At 71.6% G+C, this 24093-nt stretch carries 23 protein-coding genes; 19 read left to right on the top strand and 4 right to left on the bottom strand.

Annotation, left to right across the window (positions count from 1 at the left end):
• Nucleotides 1-65: 65 nt before the first annotated feature.
• Entirely contained in the window at nt 66-791 is a 726-nt protein-coding gene (locus EAO71_RS08360) for a 3'-5' exonuclease (protein WP_147977138.1), read from the bottom strand.
• Nucleotides 792-911: 120 nt separating this feature from the next.
• On the opposite strand from EAO71_RS08360, the gene EAO71_RS08355 reads away from it, so the two are divergent.
• The 3 genes from EAO71_RS08355 to thrS all read left to right on the top strand — a co-directional run bounded on the left by EAO71_RS08355 (nt 912) and on the right by thrS (nt 4892).
• The gene (locus EAO71_RS08355) at nt 912-1487 is read left to right on the top strand and encodes a DUF4365 domain-containing protein (protein ID WP_147979176.1); all 576 of its coding nucleotides are present in this window, start codon (nt 912-914) and stop codon (nt 1485-1487) included.
• A complete protein-coding gene (locus tag EAO71_RS08350) occupies nt 1487-2785 on the top strand; it encodes a hypothetical protein (RefSeq protein ID WP_147977137.1) in 1299 nt (432 codons plus the stop codon). Before EAO71_RS08355 ends, EAO71_RS08350 begins: the two co-directional genes overlap by 1 nt.
• 130 nt (nt 2786-2915) lie before the next feature.
• Nucleotides 2916-4892 (top strand): threonine--tRNA ligase, encoded by a 1977-nt coding sequence (gene thrS / locus EAO71_RS08345; RefSeq protein WP_147977136.1) that lies wholly within the window; start codon nt 2916-2918, stop codon nt 4890-4892.
• Nucleotides 4893-4902: 10 nt separating this feature from the next.
• Here the strand turns inward: thrS and EAO71_RS08340 are convergent, their stop codons facing one another.
• Complete coding sequence (locus EAO71_RS08340; protein WP_147977135.1) at nt 4903-5580, bottom strand: potassium channel family protein; 678 nt, start codon at nt 5578-5580, stop codon at nt 4903-4905.
• A 66-nt stretch (nt 5581-5646) separates the two neighbouring features.
• Between EAO71_RS08340 and EAO71_RS08335 the strand changes: the two genes are divergently transcribed.
• The gene (locus EAO71_RS08335; RefSeq protein ID WP_147977134.1) at nt 5647-6240 is read left to right on the top strand and encodes an HIT family protein; all 594 of its coding nucleotides are present in this window, start codon (nt 5647-5649) and stop codon (nt 6238-6240) included.
• Here EAO71_RS08335 and EAO71_RS08330 read toward each other — a convergent pair.
• Together EAO71_RS08330 and EAO71_RS08325 are read right to left on the bottom strand one after the other, a co-directional pair.
• Nucleotides 6228-7886, bottom strand: coding sequence for a hypothetical protein (locus tag EAO71_RS08330; RefSeq protein WP_147977133.1), 1659 nt, complete (start codon nt 7884-7886; stop codon nt 6228-6230). The genes EAO71_RS08335 and EAO71_RS08330 overlap by 13 nt on opposite strands.
• 182 nt (nt 7887-8068) lie before the next feature.
• The gene (locus EAO71_RS08325; protein WP_147977132.1) at nt 8069-10357 is read right to left on the bottom strand and encodes an elongation factor G; all 2289 of its coding nucleotides are present in this window, start codon (nt 10355-10357) and stop codon (nt 8069-8071) included.
• Between the two features lie 217 nt (nt 10358-10574).
• Here EAO71_RS08325 and pgsA point away from each other — a divergent pair, with 217 nt between their 5' ends.
• The 15 genes from pgsA (at nt 10575) to EAO71_RS08250 (ending at nt 23769) form a co-directional block, all read left to right on the top strand.
• Nucleotides 10575-11291 carry a phosphatidylinositol phosphate synthase gene (gene pgsA, locus EAO71_RS08320; RefSeq protein WP_147977131.1) on the top strand — a complete coding sequence of 239 codons (717 nt, stop codon included), beginning with the start codon at nt 10575-10577 and terminating at the stop codon, nt 11289-11291.
• Nucleotides 11288-12205 (top strand): phosphatidylinositol mannoside acyltransferase, encoded by a 918-nt coding sequence (locus EAO71_RS08315; RefSeq protein WP_147977130.1) that lies wholly within the window; start codon nt 11288-11290, stop codon nt 12203-12205. Before pgsA ends, EAO71_RS08315 begins: the two co-directional genes overlap by 4 nt.
• On the top strand, nt 12202-13365 hold the full coding sequence (locus EAO71_RS08310; RefSeq protein WP_147977129.1) for a glycosyltransferase family 4 protein: 1164 nt from the start codon (nt 12202-12204) through the stop codon (nt 13363-13365). Before EAO71_RS08315 ends, EAO71_RS08310 begins: the two co-directional genes overlap by 4 nt.
• Before the next feature lie 61 nt (nt 13366-13426).
• Nucleotides 13427-14068 carry an MBL fold metallo-hydrolase gene (locus EAO71_RS08305; protein WP_147977128.1) on the top strand — a complete coding sequence of 214 codons (642 nt, stop codon included), beginning with the start codon at nt 13427-13429 and terminating at the stop codon, nt 14066-14068.
• Nucleotides 14069-14079: 11 nt separating this feature from the next.
• On the top strand, nt 14080-14622 hold the full coding sequence (locus EAO71_RS08300) for a hypothetical protein (RefSeq protein WP_147977127.1): 543 nt from the start codon (nt 14080-14082) through the stop codon (nt 14620-14622).
• Between the two features lie 116 nt (nt 14623-14738).
• Nucleotides 14739-15662, top strand: a complete 924-nt coding sequence (pdxS, locus tag EAO71_RS08295) for a pyridoxal 5'-phosphate synthase lyase subunit PdxS (protein WP_147977126.1) — start codon at nt 14739-14741, stop codon at nt 15660-15662.
• Complete coding sequence (gene pdxT, locus EAO71_RS08290) at nt 15659-16252, top strand: pyridoxal 5'-phosphate synthase glutaminase subunit PdxT (RefSeq protein WP_147977125.1); 594 nt, start codon at nt 15659-15661, stop codon at nt 16250-16252. The genes pdxS and pdxT overlap by 4 nt, the downstream gene beginning before the upstream one ends.
• A 62-nt stretch (nt 16253-16314) precedes the next feature.
• Nucleotides 16315-17067 (top strand): YebC/PmpR family DNA-binding transcriptional regulator, encoded by a 753-nt coding sequence (locus EAO71_RS08285; protein ID WP_147977124.1) that lies wholly within the window; start codon nt 16315-16317, stop codon nt 17065-17067.
• Nucleotides 17068-17236: 169 nt separating this feature from the next.
• Nucleotides 17237-17773 (top strand): crossover junction endodeoxyribonuclease RuvC, encoded by a 537-nt coding sequence (ruvC, locus tag EAO71_RS08280; RefSeq protein ID WP_147977123.1) that lies wholly within the window; start codon nt 17237-17239, stop codon nt 17771-17773.
• Nucleotides 17770-18402, top strand: coding sequence for a Holliday junction branch migration protein RuvA (ruvA, locus tag EAO71_RS08275; protein WP_147977122.1), 633 nt, complete (start codon nt 17770-17772; stop codon nt 18400-18402). The genes ruvC and ruvA overlap by 4 nt, the downstream gene beginning before the upstream one ends.
• Before the next feature lie 109 nt (nt 18403-18511).
• Nucleotides 18512-19591 carry a Holliday junction branch migration DNA helicase RuvB gene (gene ruvB / locus EAO71_RS08270; protein ID WP_147977121.1) on the top strand — a complete coding sequence of 360 codons (1080 nt, stop codon included), beginning with the start codon at nt 18512-18514 and terminating at the stop codon, nt 19589-19591.
• 165 nt (nt 19592-19756) lie between these two features.
• On the top strand, nt 19757-20224 hold the full coding sequence (yajC, locus tag EAO71_RS08265; protein WP_147977120.1) for a preprotein translocase subunit YajC: 468 nt from the start codon (nt 19757-19759) through the stop codon (nt 20222-20224).
• Between the two features lie 146 nt (nt 20225-20370).
• Nucleotides 20371-22140, top strand: coding sequence for a protein translocase subunit SecD (gene secD, locus EAO71_RS08260; RefSeq protein ID WP_187282603.1), 1770 nt, complete (start codon nt 20371-20373; stop codon nt 22138-22140).
• A 1-nt stretch (nt 22141) separates the two neighbouring features.
• Nucleotides 22142-23221, top strand: coding sequence for a protein translocase subunit SecF (gene secF / locus EAO71_RS08255; protein ID WP_147977119.1), 1080 nt, complete (start codon nt 22142-22144; stop codon nt 23219-23221).
• Nucleotides 23218-23769 carry an adenine phosphoribosyltransferase gene (locus EAO71_RS08250; protein ID WP_147977118.1) on the top strand — a complete coding sequence of 184 codons (552 nt, stop codon included), beginning with the start codon at nt 23218-23220 and terminating at the stop codon, nt 23767-23769. Before secF ends, EAO71_RS08250 begins: the two co-directional genes overlap by 4 nt.
• The last annotated feature ends 324 nt before the right edge of the window (nt 23770-24093 follow it).

Below are 24093 nucleotides of genomic sequence, written 5' to 3'. Positions count from 1 at the left end.
TCAGAAGACGGACCGGCCTTCCGCATGCCGGGACCCTGTCGCGGATCCCGCGCCTCGGCGGGCCCCTACGCCGCCGTCCGCAGCTCCGGACGGAGCGGCCAGGCGGGATCCACCGCCTCCGGCGTCCCGTTGCGCGCGAACCACGCCTGCAGCCCACGCGCCTGTGCCGCGTGCCACACGGCCTGCAGGGTGTGCAGCTCCGCCGGCGACAGCCGTTCCAGCCGGGACGCGAAGCGCCGCGCCACCGCCCGCACGACGTCCAGCGCGGCGGTCGCGTCCGCCGCCGCGTCGTGCGCGCCGTCCAGCTCCACCCCGTACTGCTCGCACAGGTCCGTCAGCGTCCGGCGGCCCTTGCGGTACCGGTCCAGATGCTTGTCGAGCACCCGCGGATCCAGCACGCACAGCGGGGCGTTCCGGAGGTACCCGCCCAGCGACGAGGCACGGTGGCGGCGCAGCTCGCGGTCCAGGATCGTCAGATCGAAGGGCGCGTTCATCACCACCAGCGGCCGGCCGGCCGCACACTGCTCGGCGAGGGCGCGCGCCAGCTCCTCCATCACCGGAGCCGGCCAGCGCCCGTACCGCTGCAGATGATCGTCCGTCAGCCCGTGCACCGCGGTGGCCCCTTCGGGCACGGGCACGCCCGGATTGACGAGCCAGCGCGTCACCCGCGGCCGCCCGCCCGCCGTGTCCTGGACGACGAGGGCGGCCGAGACGATCCGGTCCTCCTCGACGTCGACTCCTGTGGTTTCCGTGTCGAATGAGGCCAGGGGCCCCTCGTACCAGTGCGTCATCCCCGAACTCCTCGCACCTGTGCGGCAGATGGCGATCCCCCTGCCCGAATCGGTGATACCCGGGCTGTTTGCGCCGTACGCGGGCCGGTGACAACACACATGACGGGGAAGGAAATCGACATGGCGCTCGCCCAGCCCGAATCGGGAGGGCTGCCGACCCAGCGGACAGCACCGCTCCGTGGCTCGCTCGCCACCACCGCCTGTATGGAGACGCTTCAGGTGGGGTACCTGCACGCGGTCGCGGCGGCGGCGGGCTGTTCGCTGTCGCAGCCGTTTCCGGACAACGGCATCGACTGGCATGTGAGCCACGGCGCTGCCGACCACACCGTGGACGACGAAGTGACCATCAAGGTGCAGCTCAAGTGCACCTACCAGCTACCGCCGAGAGTGCCCGGACCCGCGTCCGCGACGTTCGCGTTCACCCTCGACAACGAGCACCTGGTGAAGCTCGCGCGGACCCCGGTCTCGGTGCACAAGATCCTGGTCGTGATGCTCGTACCGCGTTCCCGGGAGGACTGGCTGCGGGCCGGGCACGACGGGCTCGACCTGCGGCACTGCTGCTACTGGATCAACCTGGCCGGCCATCCGGTCACGGGACGGCGCAGGACCACCGTGCGCATCCCGACGGCACGGATCTTCGACGACCGGGCGCTGTGCGAGATCATGGCCCGGGTCGGCGTGGGAGGGAGACCTTGATGCACCGGCCGATCGACGAGCCGGAGGGCGGGACGGGCCACGGCCCGGCGTCCCCGTCCTTCCGGCCCCACCCCACCTTCGCCGAACTCCCGGGCTCCTGGAGCGCCGGAGCGGCCCGCCCCACCGGCCCCTGGAGCGACGCCGGCGGTCCGCCCGACCCCGGCCGCGTCGACCCGCTCGTCCTCGGCGCGCTGCTGGCGCGCCACGGCTGGCGGCGGCGCGGCGGCGCCCCGGGCCGCTACAGCCGCTGGACGCCGCCCGGGCCGGCCACCGCCACCGGAAGCCTGCTCGTGCCCGAGAGCCGCGCCTTCCCCGACTGCGAGGACCTCCTCGGGGAGGCCCTCACCGCGCTCGCCCGCAGCGCCGTGCCCTCGGCCCGCGAGGTGCTGGTCGGGCTGACCGTGCCCAGCGACGAGATCCGCTGGTGGCGCGACGTGCCGCCGGGGCCCTCGGGCGCCGTCCCCTGGGCGGTGCAGGAACAGTTCCGGTCGGCCGCCCGCCAGCTCCTCCTCGCGGGCGCGCTCGCCGTGCGCGGCCGGGCCGGCTACTACGGGGCCCGGCACCGCCGGCAGGCCCAGGCGTCCCTCGGGACGGTCGTCGTCGGCGCCGCCCCCGACGGCCGGGGCCTGACCGCCTTCGTCCCCGTGGAGAACGGCCGGTCGATCGCCGTACGCCTCTATCACGCGCTGTACGCGGCCCGGGAGGCCGCCGACTACCAGCGGGCCACCGGAGGCATGGAGGCCTTCGACGCCGCGGTGACGGCCGGCGTGAGCCGGGAGCTGACCGAGGCCCTGGTCGCTCTCGTCCGCGGCAGCGAAGGGGCCCGGATCGCCCTGGAATGGGCGCCCGCCGCGGGGACCCCGGCGGGCTGCGCGGCGCGGCCCGAGCCCGTCGAGTTCTCGGCCGGCGACCTGCCCGCCCTGCGCGAGGCCGGCGCCCGCTACCTGACCGACGAGCCGTCCGTGCCGGTACGGATCACCGGGGCGGTCGTCCGGATGCGCCGCTCCGGCGCGCGCGGCGAGGGCACCGTACGGCTGCGGGTGCTGGCCGGAGCCGAGGTGCCGCACGTCCGGGTGAGCCTGGACGAGGAGTCCTACCGGACGGCCGGCCACGCCCACCTGGTGGGTCTGCCGATCCGGGTCGTGGGCCGGCTGGAGAGCCGGGGCGGCTTCCGGCGGCTCACCGAGGCCTCCGCGGTCGTGCCGGTGCAGGTGGACGAGGCCGAGCGGGACCGGCTGATGAAGTCGCTCCACGAGAACCTCGACTACTTCGAGGAGGCGTGCGGGCCGGGGGACTGACCGCGGGCACGTTTCGCGGGCGGCCCCCCGGGCTCGGTACGATCGACGGCGACGCGGCACCTCGTCTCTGCCGCGCACCGTCGACGCCGGCACTTCGTATCTGCCCGCGCCCCAATGGAGAAGAGCACCAGTGTCTGAAGTCCGTGTGACCGTCCAGTCCGCCTCAGGAGCCGAGGATCGGGCGGTGAGCGCGGGCACCACCGCCGGCGCGCTGTTCGCCGACGACCGGTCCGTGATCGCCGCCCGCGTCGGCGGTGAGCTGAAGGACCTCACCTACGTCGTCGCCGACGGCGAGGTCGTCGAGCCCGTCGAGATCTCCTCCCCGGACGGCCTCGACATCCTGCGCCACTCGACCGCGCACGTGATGGCCCAGGCGGTCCAGGAACTGTTCCCCGAGGCCAAGCTCGGCATCGGCCCGCCGGTCCGGGACGGCTTCTACTACGACTTCGACGTCGAGAAGCCGTTCACCCCCGAGGACCTCAAGGCCGTCGAGAAGAAGATGCAGGAGATCCAGAAGCGGGGCCAGCGCTTCTCCCGCCGTGTGGTGACCGACGAGGCCGCCCGCGAGGAGCTCGCCGACGAGCCCTACAAGCTGGAACTGATCGGCATCAAGGGCTCCGCCTCCAGCGACGACGGCGCGGACGTCGAGGTGGGCGGCGCCGAGCTGACCATCTACGACAACCTGGACGCCAAGACCGGCGACCTGTGCTGGAAGGACCTCTGCCGCGGTCCGCACCTGCCCACCACCCGGAACATCCCCGCGTTCAAGCTGATGCGCAACGCCGCCGCCTACTGGCGCGGCAGCGAGAAGAACCCGATGCTCCAGCGCATCTACGGCACCGCGTGGCCGTCGAAGGAGGAGCTGAAGGCCCACCTCGACTTCCTCGCCGAGGCCGAGAAGCGCGACCACCGCAAGCTCGGCAACGAGCTCGACCTCTTCTCCATCCCGGACGAGATCGGCTCCGGCCTCGCCGTCTTCCACCCCAAGGGCGGCATCATCCGCCGGACCATGGAGGACTACTCGCGCCGCCGGCACGAGGAGGAGGGCTACGAGTTCGTCTACTCCCCGCACGCCACCAAGGGCGCCCTCTTCGAGAAGAGCGGCCACCTCGACTGGTACGCGGAGGGCATGTACCCCCCCATGCAGCTCGACGGTGGTACCGACTACTACCTCAAGCCCATGAACTGCCCGATGCACAACCTGATCTTCGACGCGCGCGGCCGGTCCTACCGCGAACTGCCGCTGCGCCTGTTCGAGTTCGGCACCGTGTACCGGTACGAGAAGTCCGGCGTCGTGCACGGCCTGACCCGGGCCCGCGGCTTCACCCAGGACGACGCGCACATCTACTGCACCCGTGAGCAGATGGCCGAGGAGCTCGACCGCACCCTCACCTTCGTCCTGAACCTGCTGCGCGACTACGGTCTGACCGACTTCTACCTGGAGCTGTCCACCAAGGACCCGGAGAAGTTCGTCGGCTCGGACGAGGTCTGGGAGGAGGCCACCGCGGTCCTCCAGCAGGTCGCCGAGAAGCAGGGCCTCCCGCTGACCCCCGACCCGGGTGGCGCGGCCTTCTACGGCCCGAAGATCTCGGTGCAGGCGCGGGACGCCATCGGCCGCACCTGGCAGATGTCGACCGTGCAGCTCGACTTCAACCTGCCGGAACGCTTCGACCTGGAGTACACCGGCCCCGACGGCACCAAGCAGCGCCCGGTCATGATCCACCGCGCCCTGTTCGGTTCCATCGAGCGCTTCTTCGCCGTGCTCCTGGAGCACTACGCGGGCGCCATGCCGCCGTGGCTGGCCCCGGTCCAGGCGGTCGGCATCCCGATCGGCGACGCGCACGTCGACTACCTGCAGGAGTTCGCCGCCGAGGCGAAGAAGAAGGGCCTGCGGGTCGAGGTGGACGCCTCCTCCGACCGCATGCAGAAGAAGATCCGCAACCAGCAGAAGCAGAAGGTCCCGTTCATGATCATCGTCGGTGACGAGGACATGGCCGCGGGCACCGTCTCCTTCCGCTACCGCGACGGCTCGCAGGAGAACGGCATCGCCCGCGACGAGGCGCTGGCGAAGCTGGTCGACGTGGTGGAGCGCCGCGTCCAGGTCTGACCGCCCAGGCTCAGCGGGCCCCCGGGTCGTCACCCGGGGGCCCGCCCTCGTCCTCCCGCCGGAACGTCTGGATCAGCCAGGACGAGAACGAGCCGGTCACCGCTCCGAGCAGCGCCAGGCCGCAGGCCATCAGCCCGACGGCGGTGACCCGGCCCATCGGGGTCACCGGGGTCACGTCGCCGTACCCGACCGTCGAGAGCGTCGAGCACGCCCACCAGACCGAGTCCCCGAAGGTGACGATCGTGGCGCCCGGGGCCGCGTGCTCGAACTGGTACACGGTCAGTGCGGCCGCGAAGCCCAGCAGGATCGACGTGAGACCGGAGTACGCCATCACCCGGGTGTAGAGCGTGAGCCGGGGCTTGTCCTGGCGGCGCTGCACCTTGTCGTAGGCCGTGACCACCCGGAGCGGGCGCAGCATGGGCAGGATCAGCACCACCGTGTCCAGCAGGTGGGTGCGGACGAAGCGCAGCGGCCGCCGGCCGCTCAGCCATATACGGACCGCGTAGTCCACGGCGAAGAGGGCCCAGGCGGCGAGGGTGAACGCCAGGCAGAGGTCCCGCCAGCCCTGCGGGAGGCCGGACCCCAGGATCAGGACCGCGTACCCGCCGAGGAAGACCGCGGACGCGACGGCGAGCGGCACCTCCATCCGCTCGTCCCAGCGGTCCATCTCCGGCGGCTTCTCGTCCATCCGATCAGCATCGCCGGACCGAGGAGATCCGCGCCCCGGCGACACGATCCGAACGGGCTAAGCAATATGCTGCACAGCATGACGATTGAGCCGGAGCAGCAGATCGGAGTGGGGACGCAGGACGCGTTCCAGCGCCTGTGGACGCCTCACCGGATGGCGTACATCCAGGGCGAGAACAAGCCCACCGGGCCGGGGGCCGAGGACGGCTGTCCGTTCTGCTCGATTCCGTCGATGTCGGACGAGGACGGTCTCGTGATCGCGCGCGGTGAGCGCGTGTACGCCGTACTGAACCTCTACCCGTACAACGGCGGGCACCTGATGGTGGTGCCCTACCGCCACGTCGCCGACTACACGGAGCTGGACGAGACCGAGACGGCCGAGCTCGGCGCGTTCACCAAGCGCGCCATGATCGCCCTGCGGGCCGCCTCCGGAGCGCACGGCTTCAACATCGGCATGAACCAGGGAACGGTCGCGGGTGCCGGCATCGCCGCTCACCTGCACCAGCACGTCGTCCCCCGCTGGGGCGGCGACACCAACTTCATGCCCGTCGTCGGCCACACCAAGGTGCTGCCGCAGCTGCTCGCCGACACCCGCAAGATGCTCGCCGACGCCTGGCCGGTGTCGGAGGGCACCGGCCGGGCGGCGGCTCAGGCGTCGTAGACGTCCGCCTTCTTGGGGCCCGGCTCCTGGACGGTGCCGCTCAGGATCAGCGAGCGGTTGGTGAAGCGTTCCGTGTCCACGCCGTGCTCGTCGAGCACCTTGATGGTGGCGGCGTGGACCGCGCGCATCACCGGGGTGGCCGCGCGGATCGCGTCGTCCGCCATGAAGCGGTGACGCCAGGGCTGCGCCGCCCAGGCGTGCCGCAGGCCGAAGGGCTCCGGCAGGTTGAGCTTGCCGCCGAGGAAGTCCAGGACCGGCGGGAACCACGTGAGCGGCGCGCGCAGCGCCTTGCGGACGACCTCGTCGTCCTCCAGGAGCGGCAGCGTGATCTCCCGCGTCTCCCAGAAGCGCACGGTCTTGGAGACCTCCCTGGTCTTCGCCTTGGGCTTCGTCGTGAAGAGCGAGTGCACCGGGCCCAGGGCGTGACCGGTGACCTCGACCCGCAGCGTGTGCAGCAGCGAGGTGACCGTGATCATCATGGTGAGGACGAGCTGGCCGTCCCAGAGGGTGAACTGGACACCCAGGTAGTGGCGGTTTCCGCTGCCGAACTGCTGGTCGTTGCAGATGCGCTGTATCTCGTGCGGCTTCACCTGGAAGGCGACGATGTTCTCGCCCTCCGGGCGGGCCACCTCGTCGGCGCCCTCGCCGACGGGGGAGACGATCCAGTGCTTGACCGTCGGCTTCGGGAAGCCGGTCTTCAGCGAGCCGCGCTCGATCAGCTTCAGCTGGTCGTGGATCTGCCGGACGACGTCCCAGGCGCGGAAGTCGTGGATCTCCCGGCCCTCCTTCGGGACGAGCTCCTCGGCCATGGTCCAGCTGCCCCAGCGGGTGCCCATGCCGAGTATGCCCTTGGGGCCGGCGTAGAAGACGACGTTGGACTGCTGCTCGGCGCTGAGCTTCTCCAGGGACTGCCGCAGCTCCTCGGCGGCCGTCTGGCCCGGGTCCTGCGGGACCGCCTCGGGGATCTTGGCGCCGATGCCGCCGCCGCTGAGCAGGGAGTCCCAGCGGGTGCGCAGGTCCCGGGCGGTGGACTCGCAGACGCGCTTGGCCAGCAGCCAGCCCACGACGGGGGCGACGATCATGGCGCGGAGGTAGATCGACAGGAAGCCGCCGAACGGCAGCTTGAGCAGGACGAGCACGGCGAGGAGGCCCACGCCGACGAGGAGTGCCGTGCCCAGCAGGCTCGCGCGCCTGTTGTCGGTGCCGGCGAGGACGCGGCGCAGCTTGATGACGGCGAGCCACAGGAGCAGGCCGGGCAGGAAGAGCAGGCCGAACACCAGGGTGATCAGGGTGAGCCGGACGTCGCGCTGCTTGCGGATCCGGGTGGCGGCCAGGCAGTGCTCCACGACGGGCTGCGGTTCGGTGCCGAAGGACTGGATCAGCGCCTTGCGGGCGCCGCCGAGCATCCGCACCTGGACGGCCCGGGAGAAGGCCTCACCGAGGTCGGGCTTGAAGAGGGAGAACCACTTGCCCTCCTTGACGCTCGACTGGTGCCATTCGTTGTTCGCCTTGAGGATCTCCTCGACCGGGCTGTCGCGGTACGCGGCGGAGGCGAGGGCATGGGTCGCCGCCGTCTGTCCGTCCGAGCCCTGGAGGGGGATCTGCGCCCCGGGTCCAAAACTGCCGATGCTCACTGCCGCCCCCATCGCCGCCTGCCCGCGGGGTCACCGGGTGTCCCTCTGCGGGCTGTTCCCCACGATCGCGCCCCGCACACCTTCCGAACTGGGCACCACAGCGTAACCGGGTACCGGTGGATGCGTCACGGTACGACCGAATGCCGCCCCGTCGAACGGGAGTCGAGGGGCGGCAGTCGCTGTCGGTCCGTCAACTACGATCCTTTTTCGGCCTTTTCGCGGATCCGGTCCGACAGGTGCGGCGGCATGGCCTCGTGCCGGGCGTACGCGCGGTCGAACCGCCCGGTCCCGTGCGACACGGACCGCAGGTCGACCGCGTACCGGCCGATCTCGATCTCGGGCACCTCCGCGCGGACCACCGTGCGCCCCGGCCCGGCCTGCTCGGTGCCGACGACCCGGCCCCGCCGGCCGGACAGGTCGCTCATCACCGGTCCCACGTACTCGTCCGGCACCAGCACCTGCACCTCGGCCACCGGTTCGAGGAGCTGGATGCTCGCCTCGGCCGCCGCCTCGCGCAGGGCCAGCGCGCCCGCCGTCTGGAAGGCCGCGTCCGAGGAGTCGACCGAGTGGGCCTTGCCGTCGCGCAGCGTGATCCGCACGTCGACCAGCGGGTACCCGGCGGCAACCCCGCGCGCCGCCTGGGCCCGTACGCCCTTCTCGACGGACGGGATGAACTGGCGCGGCACGGCACCGCCCACCACCTTGTCGACGAACTCGATGCCGCTGCCCGCCGGGAGCGGTTCGACGTCGATCTCGCAGATGGCGTACTGGCCGTGGCCGCCGGACTGCTTGACGTGCCGGCCGCGCCCGGCCGACGGCCCGCCGAAGGTCTCGCGCAGCGCCACCTTGTGCGGCACGGCGTCGACCTGGACGCCGTAGCGGTTGCGCAGCCGCTCCAGGGCGACTTCCCGGTGGGCCTCGCCCAGGCACCACAGGACGACCTGGTGGGTGTCCGGGTTCTGTTCGAGACGCATGGTCGGGTCCTCGGCGACCAGCCGGGCCAGGCCCTGCGACAGCTTGTCCTCGTCCGCCTTGCTGTGCGCCTCGATGGCCAGTGGCAGCAGCGGGTCGGGCATCGGCCACGGCTCCATGAGCAGCGGATCGTCCTTGGCGGAGATCGTGTCCCCGGTCTCCGCGTGACCGAGCTTGCCGACGCAGGCGAGGTCGCCGGCGATGCAGTGGCCGAGCGAGCGCTGCTGCTTGCCGAAGGGCGAGGTCAGCGCGCCGACGCGTTCGTCGATGTCGTGGTCCTCGTGGCCCCGGTCGGTGAGGCCGTGCCCGGACACGTGGACGGTCTCGTCCGGACGCAGGGTGCCGGAGAAGACCCTGACCAGGGAGATCCGGCCGACGTAGGGGTCCGAGGCGGTCTTGACGACCTCGGCGACGAGCGGGCCGTCCGGGTCGCAGGTGAGCGGGGGACGGGGGGTGCCGTCCGGTGTGGTGACGGCGGGAAGCAGGGCCTCGGCACCGTGGAACTCCTGGAACTGATCACCGGAGGCTTCCCCACACCCCTGGAGCGCCCGGCCCGCGGGGGCCGGGCGCTCCAGGGGTGTGGGGAAGCCTCCGGTGATCAGTTCCAGGAGTTCCACGGTGCCGAGGCCCTGCTTCCCGCCGTCGGCGGCCGGGGCCGCGGCGAGGACGGGATGGAAGGTGCCCCGGGCGACCGCCTTCTCGAGGTCGTCGACGAGGGTCTTGACGTCGATCTGCTCGCCGCCGAGGTAGCGGTCCATCAGGGACTCGTCCTCGCTCTCGGCGATGATCCCCTCGATGAGCCGGGCGCGGGCCTCCGCGATGAGCGGGCGCTGCGCCTCGTCCGGCGGGTTCTCCTGCCGGGTGCCCGTGGAGTAGTCGAAGATCCGTTCCGAGAGCAGCCCCACGAGGCCGGTGGTGTGCGTGTGCCCGTCGGGCGCCTCGGGACCGTGCACGGGCAGATAGAGGGGAAGCACGGCGTCGGGGTCGTCGCCCCCGAAGATCCGGCCGCAGACGGCCGTGAGCTCGGCGAAGTCGGTCCGGGCGGTGTCCAGGTGGGTCACCACGATCGCGCGGGGCATGCCGACGGCCGCGCACTCCTCCCAGACCATGCGGGTCGCGCCGGCGACGGCGTCGGCCTCCTGCGCGGCCGAGACGACGAAGAGGGCCGCGTCCGCGGCGCGCAGACCGGCCCTCAGCTCGCCGACGAAGTCGGCGTATCCGGGTGTGTCGAGAATGTTGATCTTGCATCCGCCCCATTCGACCGGGACGAGGGAGAGCTGTACGGAACGTTGCTGGCGGTGCTCGATCTCGTCGTAGTCGGAGAGCGTCCCGCCGTCCTCGACGCGGCCGGCCCGGTTGACCGCTCCCGCGGTCAGCGCGAGTGCCTCGACGAGCGTCGTCTTGCCCGATCCGCTGTGGCCGACCAGTACCACGTTCCGTACGTCCGAGGGCCGGTCGGCCGTCGGGGCCCTGCCGGCGGCTCCGGGGTGGGTGTTCGCCTTGTCGCCCATGATGTTCCTCCCGATCGCTTGCACGGTGAGGTGGGGGCGCGGGCGCGGGGGAGTGGCGGCGGCGTGTCGCGGAGGGCTCCGGCGGTGCCCGCGGTGGTCCTTCGAGCTTTGCACCGTCGTCACGGTGCGTCCATACGTCGTACGTGCGAGGGCGTCCGGCGGGGTCGCGACGCGGCGGGGCGGGTGCCGACGGTGCGGCGGGGTGGTCCTGGCTACGATGGGTGAGCCGGTGGTCATAGGGGCCGCGCGGCCACCGAACCTCGGGAAGGCCATGCTGAACAAGTACGCGCGTGCATTCTTCACGCGTGTCCTCACACCGTTCGCCGCGTTTCTGCTCCGCAGGGGCGTCAGCCCGGACGCGGTCACGCTCGTGGGCACGGCCGGAGTGATGGCGGGGGCGCTGGTCTTCTTCCCCAGGGGCGAGTTCTTCTGGGGCACGATCGTCATCACCCTCTTCGTCTTCTCCGACCTCGTCGACGGCAACATGGCCCGGCAGGCCGGGATCTCCAGCCGCTGGGGCGCGTTCCTCGACTCGACGCTCGACCGGGTCGCCGACGGCGCCATCTTCGGCGGCTTCGCTCTCTGGTACGCGGGAACGGGCGACAACGACATCCTGTGCGCGGTCTCCATCTTCTGCCTGGCCAGCGGCCAGGTCGTCTCGTACACGAAGGCGCGTGGCGAATCGATTGGCCTGCCCGTCGCGGTCAACGGCCTCGTCGAGCGGGCCGAGCGGCTCGTGATCTCGCTGGTGGCGGCCGGACTCGCCGGACTGCACGCGTTCGGCGTGCCCGGGATCCAGATCCTGCTGCCGATCGCCCTGTGGATCGTCGCGGTGGGCTCCGCGGTGACGCTGGGACAGCGTGTCGTGACGGTACGGCGTGAGGCCGCGGAGGCCGACGCGGCCGCCGCCCGGGGGAGCGAGGCGACGTCATGAGCGGGATCAGGGACCGGTTGACCGACGGTCTGTACGGGCTGGGCTGGGCGACCGTCAAGAAGCTGCCGGAACCGGTCGCGGTCGGCCTCGGCCGGCGGATCGCCGACCTCGCCTGGAAGCGGCGCGGCAAGAGCGTGCTGCGCCTGGAGTCCAACCTCGCGCGCGTGGTGCCGGACGCCACGCCCGAGCGGCTGGCCGAGCTGTCGCAGGCCGGCATGCGTTCGTACATGCGCTACTGGATGGAGTCCTTCCGGCTCCCCACCTGGAGCAGGGAACGCGTCGAGGACGGCATCGACATCAAGGACGTCCACTACCTCAAGGAGGGTCTCGCCTCCGGCCGGGGCGTCATCCTCGCGCTGCCGCACCTGGCCAACTGGGACCTGGCGGGCGTGTGGGTGACCCGCTCGCTCGGCGTGCCCTTCACCACCGTCGCCGAGCGCCTCAAGCCGGAGACGCTCTACGACCGGTTCGTGGCCTACCGCGAGTCCCTGGGCATGGAGGTCCTGCCGCACACCGGGGGCTCCGCCTTCGGCACCCTGGCCCGGCGGCTGCGGGCCGGCGGCCTGATCTGCCTGGTCGCCGACCGCGACCTGTCGGCGAACGGCACGGAGGTCACCTTCTTCGGCGACACGGCGCGCATGCCGGCGGGGCCGGCGATACTCGCCCAGCAGACCGGCGCGCTGCTGCTCCCCGTGACGCTCTGGTACGACGACTCCCCGGTCATGAAGGGCCGGATCCACGCTCCCGTCGACGTCCCCGAGACAGGGACGCGGGCCGAGAAGACGTCCGTGATGACACAGGCGCTGGCCGACGCCTTCGCCACCGGCATCGCCGACCACCCGGAGGACTGGCACATGCTGCAACGACTGTGGCTCGCGGACCTGGAGCCGCGCGGGGAGGACGGACCGGCGTGAGGATCGGCATCGTCTGCCCCTACTCCTGGGACGTGCCGGGCGGCGTCCAGTTCCACATCCGCGACCTGGCCGAGCACCTGATCCGGCTGGGGCACGAGGTCTCCGTCCTCGCTCCCGCCGACGACGAGACGCCGCTGCCGCCGTACGTCGTCTCCGCCGGCCGAGCCGTGCCCGTGCCGTACAACGGCTCCGTCGCCCGGCTGAACTTCGGCTTCCTGTCGGCCGCCCGGGTGCGGCGCTGGCTGCACGACGGCACCTTCGACGTCATCCACATCCACGAACCGGCCTCCCCCTCGCTCGGTCTGCTGAGCTGCTGGGCGGCGTCCGGGCCGATCGTGGCCACCTTCCACACCTCGAACCCGCGCTCCCGGGCGATGATCGCCGCGTACCCGATCCTCCAGCCGGCGCTGGAGAAGATCAGTGCGCGGATCGCGGTCAGCGAGTACGCGCGCCGCACGCTCGTCGAGCACCTGGGAGGCGACGCCGTCGTCATCCCCAACGGCGTCGACGTCGACTTCTTCGCGCGGGCCGAACCCAAGAAGGAGTGGCAGGGCGAGACGCTCGGGTTCATCGGACGCATCGACGAGCCCCGCAAGGGCCTGCCGGTGCTGATGCGCGCCCTTCCGAAGATCTTCACGGAGCGGCCGGAGGCCCGGCTCCTCATCGCCGGCCGGGGTGACGAGGTGGAGGCGGTCGCCTCGCTGCCGGCCGAGATGCGGGCCCGGGTCGAGTTCCTCGGGATGGTCAGCGACGAGGACAAGGCACGGCTGCTGCGCAGCGTCGACGTGTACGTCGCGCCCAACACGGGCGGCGAGAGCTTCGGGATCATCCTGGTCGAGGCGATGTCGGCGGGCGCGCCCGTCCTCGCCTCCGACCTCGACGCGTTCGCCCAGGTCCTGGACCAGGGCGCGGCGGGCCAGCTGTTCGCCAACGAGGACGCCGACGCGCTGGCCGACGCGGCGATCCGGCTGCTCGGCGACGAGGAGCGGCGGACGGAGCTGCGGACGCGGGGCAGCGCGCACGTCCGGCGGTTCGACTGGTCGACCGTGGGCGCGGACATCCTGGCGGTGTACGAGACCGTCACCGACGGCGCGGCCTCGGTGGCCGCGGACGAACGCACCGGCCTGCGGGCGCGGTTCGGCCTGGCCGCCCGCGACTGAGCCGGGGCGCGAACGACGGGGGCCGGCCGCGGCCGGCCCCCGGGCCTGGCAGGCRCGGGGCATGACCACGACGACCGTGCGACTCCTCGACCTCGGCCACCTCACCCGGCCCGCGCACGAGTGGGGCGGCGCCCACGGGCGCGTGGAGCCCGTGCTCGCCTATCTCGTGCGCCACGCCCGGGGCACCCTCCTCTTCGACACCGGGATCGGGGCCGGATCCCCGGAGACGGACGCGCACTACCGGCCCGTCCGCAGGCCGCTGCCCGTGCGCCCCGGTGACGTCGACCTGGTCGTCAACTGCCACCTGCACTTCGACCACATCGGCGGCAACCCCGCCCTCGCCGGCACGCCCGTCCTCGTCCAGCGCAAGGAGCTGGCGACCGCCCGGGCCGGCGGCCACACCATCGACGCGCTGCTGGACGGCGTGGACCACGAGGAGATCGACGGCGAGCACGAGATCGCGCCCGGCATCCGGATCGTGCCCACTCCCGGCCACACCGAGGGCCACCAGTCCCTCCTCGTCGACCACGGCGACCGGGTGACCGTCCTCGCCGGGCAGGCGTACGACTTCGCCCACGAGTTCGGCGTCCCGCACCACCCCTGGCTCGACCGGCTCGCCGAGCTCGCCGACGGCCGGCCCGCGTCCGTCCTGTTCGCGCACGACCGTGCCCGCCGCGAAGGCGTGCTGCCACCGCCCCGGTAGCCTGTGCGCCCGTGACCGAAACCCTGATCTGGACCGTCGTCGCGCTCATCGCGATCGGCATGTACCTCAGCTGGACCGCAGGACGGCTCGACCGGCTGCACTCCCGCATCGACGCCGCCCGCGCCGCACTCGACGCCCAGCTGCTGCGACGGGCCTCGGTCGCCCAGGAACTGGCCACCTCCGGCGTGCTCGACCCCGCCGCCTCGATCGTGCTGTACGAGGCCGCGCACGCGGCCCGCCAGTCCGAGGAGGACCACCGCGAGGTGGCCGAGAGCGAGCTGAGCCAGGCGCTGCGGGCCGTCTTCGGGGAGCCCGAGCAGGTCGAAGCCGTACGGCGGGCGCCCGGCGGCGAGGAGGCCGCCGGGGAACTGGCGGCGGCGGTCCGCCGGGTCCCCATGGCCCGCCGGTTCCACAACGACGCGGTGCGCGCCGCCCGGGCGCTGCGGCGCCACCGCAAGGTGCGCTGGTTCCGGCTCGCGGGACACGCGCCGTTCCCGCTGGCCTTCGAAATGGACGACGAACCGCCCGTGGCCCTTGCCGATCGTCCCGCCTGAGCCGCCCGGCCTGGGAAAACGATCCACCGGCTGAATATTGGCCCTTGCTGTGGACTGCCGGCGCCCTGTTTCCTCTCTCTTGTCTCAGCACCGCTTTCCCGAGTGAGGTCGCAGTCGTGTCCACCACGCTTCCCAACAGCCCGCAGTCCGCAGAGTCCTCGGCGATTGGCACCTCGCGCGTCAAGCGCGGTATGGCCGAGCAGCTCAAGGGCGGCGTGATCATGGACGTGGTCAACGCCGAGCAGGCGAAGATCGCCGAGGACGCTGGCGCCGTGGCCGTCATGGCCCTGGAGCGCGTCCCCGCCGACATCCGCAAGGACGGCGGCGTCGCCCGCATGTCCGACCCGAACATGATCGAAGAGATCATCGGCGCGGTGTCCATCCCGGTCATGGCCAAGTCCCGCATCGGCCACTTCGTCGAGGCCCAGGTCCTGCAGTCCCTCGGTGTCGACTACATCGACGAGTCCGAGGTCCTCACCCCGGCCGACGAGGTCAACCACTCCGACAAGTGGGCGTTCACGACCCCCTTCGTCTGTGGCGCCACCAACCTGGGCGAGGCCCTGCGCCGCATCGCCGAGGGCGCGGCCATGATCCGTTCCAAGGGCGAGGCCGGCACCGGCAACGTCGTCGAGGCCGTCCGCCACCTGCGCCAGATCAAGAACGAGATCGCCAAGCTGCGCGGCTTCGACAACAACGAGCTGTACGCCGCCGCCAAGGAGCTGCGCGCCCCGTACGAGCTCGTCAAGGAGGTCGCCGAGCTCGGCAAGCTGCCGGTCGTGCTGTTCTCCGCCGGTGGTGTCGCCACCCCGGCCGACGCCGCGCTGATGCGCCAGCTCGGTGCCGAGGGCGTCTTCGTCGGCTCCGGCATCTTCAAGTCGGGCGACCCGGCCAAGCGCGCCGCCGCCATCGTGAAGGCCACCACCTTCTACGACGACCCGAAGATCATCGCGGACGCCTCGCGCAACCTGGGCGAGGCCATGGTCGGCATCAACTGCGACACCCTCCCCGAGACCGAGCGCTACGCCAACCGGGGCTGGTGATGACCACTCCCGTGATCGGGGTCCTGGCACTCCAGGGCGACGTACGGGAGCACCTGATCGCCCTGGCCGCGGCCGACGCCGTGGCCAGGCCGGTCCGGCGCCCCGAGGAGCTGGCCGAGGTCGACGGCCTCGTCCTGCCGGGCGGCGAGTCCACCACCATCTCCAAGCTGGCCGAGCTGTTCGGCCTCATGGAGCCGCTGCGTGAGCGCATCGCCGCCGGCATGCCGGTCTACGGCACCTGCGCGGGCCTGATCATGCTCGCCGACAAGATCCTCGACCCGCGCTCGGGTCAGGAGACCTTCGGCGGCATCGACATGATCGTCCGCCGCAACGCCTTCGGGCGGCAGAACGAGTCCTTCGAGGCCGGCGTCTCCGTCGCCGGGATCGAGGACGGACCCGTCGAGGGCGTGTTCATCCGCGCCCCCTGGGTGGAGTCCGTCGGCGCCACGGTCGAGGTGCTCGCCGAGCACGGCGGCCACATCGTCGCCGTGCGGCAGGGCAACGCCCTGGCGACCTCGTTCCACCCGGAACTCACCGGCGATCACCGCATTCACGCACTCTTCGTCGACATGGTGCGCGCGGCAGGGTGACTCGGCCCCGGTAGGATCTCTGGGGTTCGTTCAGTAATGGGTTACGCGAAGGAGACAGGCAGATGTCCGGCCACTCTAAATGGGCTACGACGAAGCACAAGAAGGCCGTGATCGACGCCAAGCGCGGCAAGCTCTTCGCGAAGCTGATCAAGAACATCGAGGTCGCCGCGCGTACCGGTGGTGCCGACATCGACGGCAACCCGACGCTCTTCGACGCCATCCAGAAGGCGAAGAAGAGCTCCGTCCCGAACAAGAACATCGACTCCGCGGTCAAGCGCGGCGGTGGTCTCGAGGCGGGCGGCGTCGACTACGAGACGATCATGTACGAGGGCTACGGCCCGAACGGTGTCGCGGTCCTCATCGAGTGCCTCACCGACAACCGCAACCGCGCCGCCTCCGACGTCCGCGTCGCCATGACCCGCAACGGCGGCTCCATGGCCGACCCGGGCTCGGTCTCGTACCTGTTCAACCGCAAGGGCGTCATCGTGCTGCCCAAGGGCGAGCTGAGCGAGGACGACGTCCTCGGCGCCGTGCTCGACGCGGGCGCCGAGGAGGTCAACGACCTGGGCGAGAGCTTCGAGGTCATCAGCGAGGCCACCGACATGGTCGCGGTCCGCACCGCCCTCCAGGAGGCCGGGATCGACTACGACTCCGCCGACTCCAACTTCGTCCCGACCATGCAGGTCGAGCTCGACGAAGAGGGCGCGCGCAAGATCTTCAAGCTGATCGACGCGCTGGAGGACAGCGACGACGTGCAGAACGTCTTCGCCAACTTCGACGTCAGCGACGAGGTCATGGAGAAGGTCGACGCCTGATCCGGGGATCGACACCGGATCCGGGCCTCGACGCCCGATCCGGAGGCCGGCCACCACGGGCCGACGGGGACACACCCCCGTCGGCCCGTCGCCGTTCGTGCGGCATTGTCGGTGCGAGCCGATAGCCTGCACGAACAGATCAGCGAAGACGGGTCCAGGGAGGGGCAGCGTGCGCGTTCTCGGGGTGGACCCCGGCCTGACCCGGTGCGGTGTCGGCGTCGTCGAGGGCGTCGCCGGCCGGCCCCTGGCCATGCTCGGCGTCGGCGTGGTGCGGACCGCGGCGGACGCGGACATCGGCGTCCGGCTGGTGGGCATCGAGCGCGGCATCGAGGAGTGGCTCGACCGCTTCTCGCCCGAACTGGTGGCCGTGGAGCGGGTGTTCAGCCAGCACAACGTCCGTACGGTCATGGGCACGGCCCAGGCCAGCGCCGTCGCGATGCTCTGCGCCTCGCGGCGCGGCATCCCGGTCGCCCTGCACACCCCCAGCGAGGTCAAGGCCGCCGTCACCGGCAGCGGACGGGCCGACAAGGCCCAGGTCGGCGCCATGGTGACGCGCATCCTGCGGCTCTCCGCCCCGCCCAAGCCGGCCGACGCCGCCGACGCGCTCGCCCTGGCCATCTGTCACATCTGGCGGGCCCCCGCCCAGAACCGCCTCCAGCAGGCGGTCGCCCAGCACGCCTCCGCACTGAAAGGCCGCACCCGATGATCGCCTTTGTGAGCGGCCCGGTGGCCGCCCTCGCCCCCACCACCGCCGTGATCGAGGTCGGCGGCGTGGGCATGGCCGTGCAGTGCACGCCGAACACCATCGCCGAGCTGAGGATCGGTCAGGAGGCGCGCCTCGCCACCTCGCTGGTCGTCCGCGAGGACTCCCTCACCCTCTACGGCTTCGCGGACGACGACGAGCGGCAGGTCTTCGAACTCCTCCAGACAGCCAGCGGCGTCGGCCCCCGCCTCGCCCAGGCCATGCTCGGCGTGCACAGCCCCGACGCCCTCCGCCTCGCCGTCGCCACCGGCGACGAGAAGGCGCTGACCACCGTCCCCGGCATCGGCAAGAAGGGCGCCCAGAAGCTGCTGCTGGAGCTCAAGGACAAGCTCGGCGCCCCGCTGGGCAGCAGCGGCCTGGTCGGCACCCAGCGGGCCGCCGCCTCCGGCCCGCCGCCGTGGACCGAACAGCTGACCGCCGCCCTGATCGGGCTCGGGTACGCCTCCCGCGAGGCGGAGGAGGCGGTGACGGCCGTGACCCCGCAGGCCGAGGCCGCCCTCGCCGAGTCCGGGTCGGCGCCCGTCCCGCAGCTGCTGCGCGCGGCCCTGCAGACGCTCAACCGCGCCCGATAGCCTCGACGGCCCGCGCCACCCGCCGACCGGGCGGAACGCGCGACGGGCGGCGCCGCGCGCCCCCACGACCGCCGACAGACCACCGCACGACACCGAGAAGGCAGACACCGTGAACTGGGACGACGAGACGGCACCGGCAGCCGAGGACCGGATCGTCGGCGCCTCGGCCGAAGGCGACGACCAGGCCGTCGAGGCGGCTCTGCGCCCCAAGGACCTCAACGAGTTCGTCGGCCAGGAGAAGGTCCGCCAGCAGCTCGACCTGGTCCTCAGGGCCGCCCGCCAGCGCGGCGCCACCGCCGACCATGTGCTGCTCTCCGGTGCCCCGGGCCTCGGCAAGACCACCCTGTCGATGATCATCGCGGCCGAGATGAACGCCCCGATCCGGATCACCTCCGGCCCCGCCATCCAGCACGCCGGCGACCTCGCCGCGATCCTCTCCTCCCTCCAGGAGGGCGAGATCCTCTTCCTGGACGAGATCCACCGCATGTCCCGGCCCGCCGAGGAGATGCTCTACATGGCGATGGAGGACTTCCGGGTCGACGTGATCGTCGGAAAGGGCCCCGGCGCCACCGCCATCCCCCTGGAACTCCCGCCCTTCACCCTGGTCGGCGCCACCACCCGGGCCGGCCTCCTGCCGCCCCCGCTGCGCGACCGCTTCGGCTTCACCGGCCACATGGAGTTCTACGAGCCCGCCGAACTCGAACGGGTCGTCCACCGCTCCGCCGGACTGCTCGACGTCGAGATCGACACGGCCGGCGCCGCCGAGATCGCCGGCCGCTCCCGGGGAACGCCCCGCATCGCCAACCGGCTCCTGCGCCGCGTCCGGGACTACGCCCAGGTCAAGGCGGACGGCGTGATCACCCGCGAGATCGCCGCCGCCGCCCTCGGCGTGTACGAGGTCGACGGGCGCGGACTCGACCGGCTCGACCGTGCCGTCCTGCAGGCACTCCTCAAGCTCTTCGGCGGCGGACCGGTCGGTCTTTCCACCCTCGCGGTCGCGGTCGGGGAGGAGCGCGAGACGGTCGAGGAGGTCGCCGAACCCTTCCTCGTACGCGAGGGACTACTGGCGCGTACGCCCCGTGGCCGGGTCGCCACTCCCGCGGCATGGGCGCATCTCGGACTCGTTCCGCCGCAGGCCGGGGGCACGGGAGCGTCGGGAAGCGGACAACAGGGGCTCTTCGGGGCGTGACGGCGCGCATACTCGCCGGGGGAGGAACCACGGTGCGATCCTGGACGTTGTTCCATCGATGCGGACTCGCCTAGACTCCGCCGATGCCGCCCTTTCCGGTCGGCGCGCCCACCCCCGAAGATCAGGCCGCGGTTTCTCCGCGACCGTGCGAAGGAAACCCGTCCCGTGAGCATCGTGACCCTCCTCCCCTTCATCGTCCTCATCGGGGCCATGTTCCTGATGACCCGCTCTGCGAAGAAGAAGCAGCAGCAGGCGGCGCAGATGCGCAATGAGATGCAGCCCGGCACCGGCGTACGGACGATCGGGGGGATGTACGCCACCGTCAAGGAGATCGGCGACGAGACCGTCCTCCTCGAGATCGCGCCGGGCACGCACGCGGTCTACGCCAAGAACGCGATCGGCGCGGTCCTCGAGGACGCGGAGTACAACCGCATCGTCCACGGCGACGACGACACCGTCGTCCCGGACGACGCCTCCTCGCTGACCGAGGCGGACGAGACCGACGAGGCGGCCGAGGCCGCCGCCACGGACGAGACCGCCAAGGCCGACCTGACCAAGAAGGTGGACGCGGCCGAGGCCGACACCGAGGTCAAGAAGGACGGCAAGGCCGACGGCGAGACCGACGCGAAGTAGTCGCGGCCGGGGATCGCGGTGAACGCCCACCGGCGTCCGCGATCCCCGGGACGGTTCCACGTCTGCGGGGGCAGGTCCCCACACATACTCAGTGGCCGCACCGCGCACACCCGGCGCGGTCCGGTTGGACAGGGAGAAACGACAAGGTGGCAGCACCGAAGAAGGGCCGAAGGCCGGCGGGGGGACAGGGGAGGCCGGGGCGTGCCCTGGCACTGATCCTGATCGCCATGGTCGCGCTCACGGGCGGGATGTTCTGGTCGGGTCACACCACGCCGCGTCTGGGCATCGACCTCGCGGGCGGTACCTCGATCACGCTCAAGGCGAAGGCGGAGCCCGGCAAGGAAAGCGCCGTCAACGAGACCAACATGAACACCGCGGTCGGCATCATCGAGCGCCGTGTCAACGGTCTGGGCGTCTCCGAGGCCGAGGTCCAGACCCAGGGCCTCGAGAACATCATCGTCAACATCCCCAAGGGTGTCGACGAGAAGCAGGCCCGTGAGCAGGTCGGTACCACCGCCCAGCTGTACTTCCGGCCCGTCCTGACCTACGCGCCGTCCGAGCAGCCGGCGCCGAGCGCGAGCTCCTCCGCGTCCCCGAAGCCCACGGCTTCCGGTGCGACCGCGGACAAGGGCAAGGACGACGGCAAGAAGGACGAGAAGTCCGCCACTCCCTCGTCGAGCGCCTCCACCCAGGGCCGCGCGGTCTCCGAGGCCCTCAAGGCCCCGAGCCCCACGCCGACGCCGAGCGGGTCCGCCTCGTCGAAGCCGAAGACCTCCGCGAGCCCCGAGGCCACGCCCCCGGCGGACCCCGCGACCGCGGCTCTCCAGCAGAAGTTCGCGACCCTGAACTGCCTCGACCCCAAGCAGCGCGCTGCCGCGGGTGAGGGCGTCCTGCCGACCGACACCACGGTCGCCTGTGGCAAGAACAGCGCCGGCCAGTGGGAGAAGTACATCCTCGGCCCGGCCGAGGTGGACGGCAAGGACGTCGACGACGCCAAGGGCGTCTTCGACCAGCAGCGCGGCATGTGGATCGTCAACATGGACTTCACGAGCAGCGGCTCGAAGAAGTTCCAGAAGATCACCGGCAAGCTCTCGCAGCAGCAGGAGCCGCAGAACCAGTTCGCGATCGTCCTGGACGGCGAGGTCGTCTCCGCGCCCTCGGTGCGCCAGACGCTGAGCGCCAGCGCCGAGATCTCCGGCAGCTTCACCCAGAAGTCCGCCCAGGACCTGGGCAACATCCTGTCGTACGGCGCCCTGCCGCTGTCCTTCGACACCCAGAGCGTCACGACCGTGACCGCCGCCCTCGGTGGCGAGCAGCTCGAGGCGGGTCTGATCGCCGGTGCGATCGGTCTGGCCCTGGTCGTCCTGTACCTGGTGGTCTACTACCGCGGCCTGTCGCTGATCGCCCTGCTCAGCCTCCTGGTCTCGGCGATCCTCACCTACGTGATCATGGCCCTGCTCGGCCCGGCCATCGGCTTCGCGCTGAACCTGCCGGCCGTCTGCGGCGCCATCGTGGCCATCGGTATCACCGCGGACTCGTTCATCGTCTACTTCGAACGCATCCGCGACGAGATCCGCGAGGGCCGCACGCTCCGCCCGGCCGTCGAGCGCGCCTGGCCGCGTGCCCGTCGCACGATCCTGGTCTCCGACTTCGTGTCGTTCCTCGCCGCCGCCGTGCTCTTCGTGGTCACCGTCGGCAAGGTCCAGGGCTTCGCGTTCACGCTCGGCCTGACCACCCTGCTCGACGTGGTCGTGGTGTTCCTGTTCACCAAGCCGGTCATGACGCTGCTGGCGCGGACCAAGTTCTTCGGCAACGGCCACGCGTGGTCCGGCCTGGACCCGAAGCGGCTCGGCGCCAAGCCGCCGCTGCGTCGCGCCCGCCGTGCCTCCGCCCCCATCGACCCGAAGGAGGCGTGAGATGTCGAAGCTCGGCAATCTCGGCGCCCGGCTCCACCGTGGTGAGGTCGGCTACGACTTCATCGGGAACCGCAAGATCTGGTACGGCCTGTCGATCCTGATCACCATCACGGCCATCCTCGGCCTGACGGTGCGCGGTCTGAACATGGGCATCGAGTTCCAGGGCGGCGCGGTCTTCACCACCCCGAAGACCTCCGTCTCGGTCTCCCAGGCCCAGGAGTACGCGGAAGAGGCCTCCGGCCACGACGCGATCGTCCAGGGACTCGGCAACGGCGGCCTGCGCATCCAGGTCGGCGGCCTGGACACCGCGAAGTCCGACCAGGTCCGCACGGAGCTGGCCAAGGACCTCGGCGTCACCGAGGACAAGATCGCCGCGGAGCTGGTCGGTCCCAGCTGGGGCGAGCAGATCGCCGCCAAGGCGTGGACGGGCCTCGCGGTCTTCATGATCCTCGTGGTGATCTACCTCGCCATCGCCTTCGAGTGGCGGATGGCGGTCGCGGCGCTCGTCGCGCTCATCCACGACATCACCATCACCGTCGGCATCTACTCGCTCGTCGGGTTCGAGGTCACGGTCGGCACGGTGATCGGTCTGCTGACCATCCTCGGTTACTCGCTCTACGACACGGTGGTCGTCTTCGACTCCCTCAAGGAGGGGACGAAGGGGATCACCAAGCAGACCCGCTGGACGTACAGCGAGATCGCGAACCGCTCGATCAACGGCACCCTGGTCCGTTCGATCAACACGACGGTCGTGGCCCTGCTCCCGGTCGCCGGCCTGCTGTTCATCGGTGGCGGCGTCCTGGGCGCCGGCATGCTGAACGACATCTCGCTGTCGCTGTTCGTCGGCCTCGCGGCCGGTGCCTACTCCTCGATCTTCATCGCCACCCCGCTCGTCGCCGACCTCAAGGAGCGCGAGCCGGCCATGAAGGCGCTCAAGAAGCGGGTGCTCGCCAAGCGCGCGAACGCCGCGGCCAAGGGCGAGCCCCTGGACGTCGACGAGCGCGACGACTTCGAGGACGAGGCCGCGGTCGTGGGCCAGCGCGCCCGTCGCGGCGGCCGCGCCCCGGAGCACCGCGGATGACCGCCGGTCTCCAGGACACCGCCGGACTGCTGCTCAGCCGGATCCGTGACGTCCCCGACTACCCGAAGCCGGGTGTGCTGTTCAAGGACATCACGCCGCTGCTCGCGGACCCGGAGGCGTTCACGCTCCTGACCGACACCCTCGCCACGCTGTGCGCCACGCACGGTGCGACGAAGATCGTCGGCCTGGAGGCACGCGGCTTCATCCTCGCCGCGCCCGTCGCCGTCCGCGCGGGCCTGGGCTTCATCCCGGTCCGCAAGGCCGGCAAGCTGCCGGGCGCGACGCTGAAGCAGGCGTACGAGCTGGAGTACGGCACCGCCGAGATCGAGGTGCACGCCGAGGACCTGGCGGCGGGCGACCGCGTCATGGTCATCGACGACGTCCTCGCCACCGGTGGCACGGCGGAGGCGTCCATCGAGCTCATCCGGCGGGCCGGCGCCGAGGTCGCGGGTGTCGCGGTCCTCATGGAGCTCGGCTTCCTGCCCGGCCGGGCCCGGCTGGAACCGGCCCTGCGCGGTGCCCCGCTCGAGGCGCTGATCACGGTCTGACACCGTGCGGCGGCGACGCCGTACGGAACGGGGCGCCCCGGGAGATCTCCCGGGGCGCCCCTGTCGTTCGCCCGGTTCGTCCCGGTGTGCGGCCTTCCCGTACGTGGCGGGCGTCTCACGGACCGCGCGCGTGAGCACGGCGGCTCCCGGGTCGATACCATGGGCTTTCCGGGCCTGACCGGGGACCCGGTACCGCACGAGGAGCGCTCTTGCCAGACGAGGCCCAGCCACTCTCCGCCGCGAAGCCCGAGCAGCAGGCCGAGAAGCCCGCGGCGGGACCCGCCACGCCCCAGGACAAGCCCGCTCGACCTGGCGCAGGGTGGC

This window comes from Streptomyces sp. MS191 (assembly GCF_008042125.1).
Taxonomy (GTDB): Bacteria; Actinomycetota; Actinomycetes; order Streptomycetales; family Streptomycetaceae; genus Streptomyces.
This window is presented reverse-complemented; position numbering and strand designations above follow the sequence as displayed.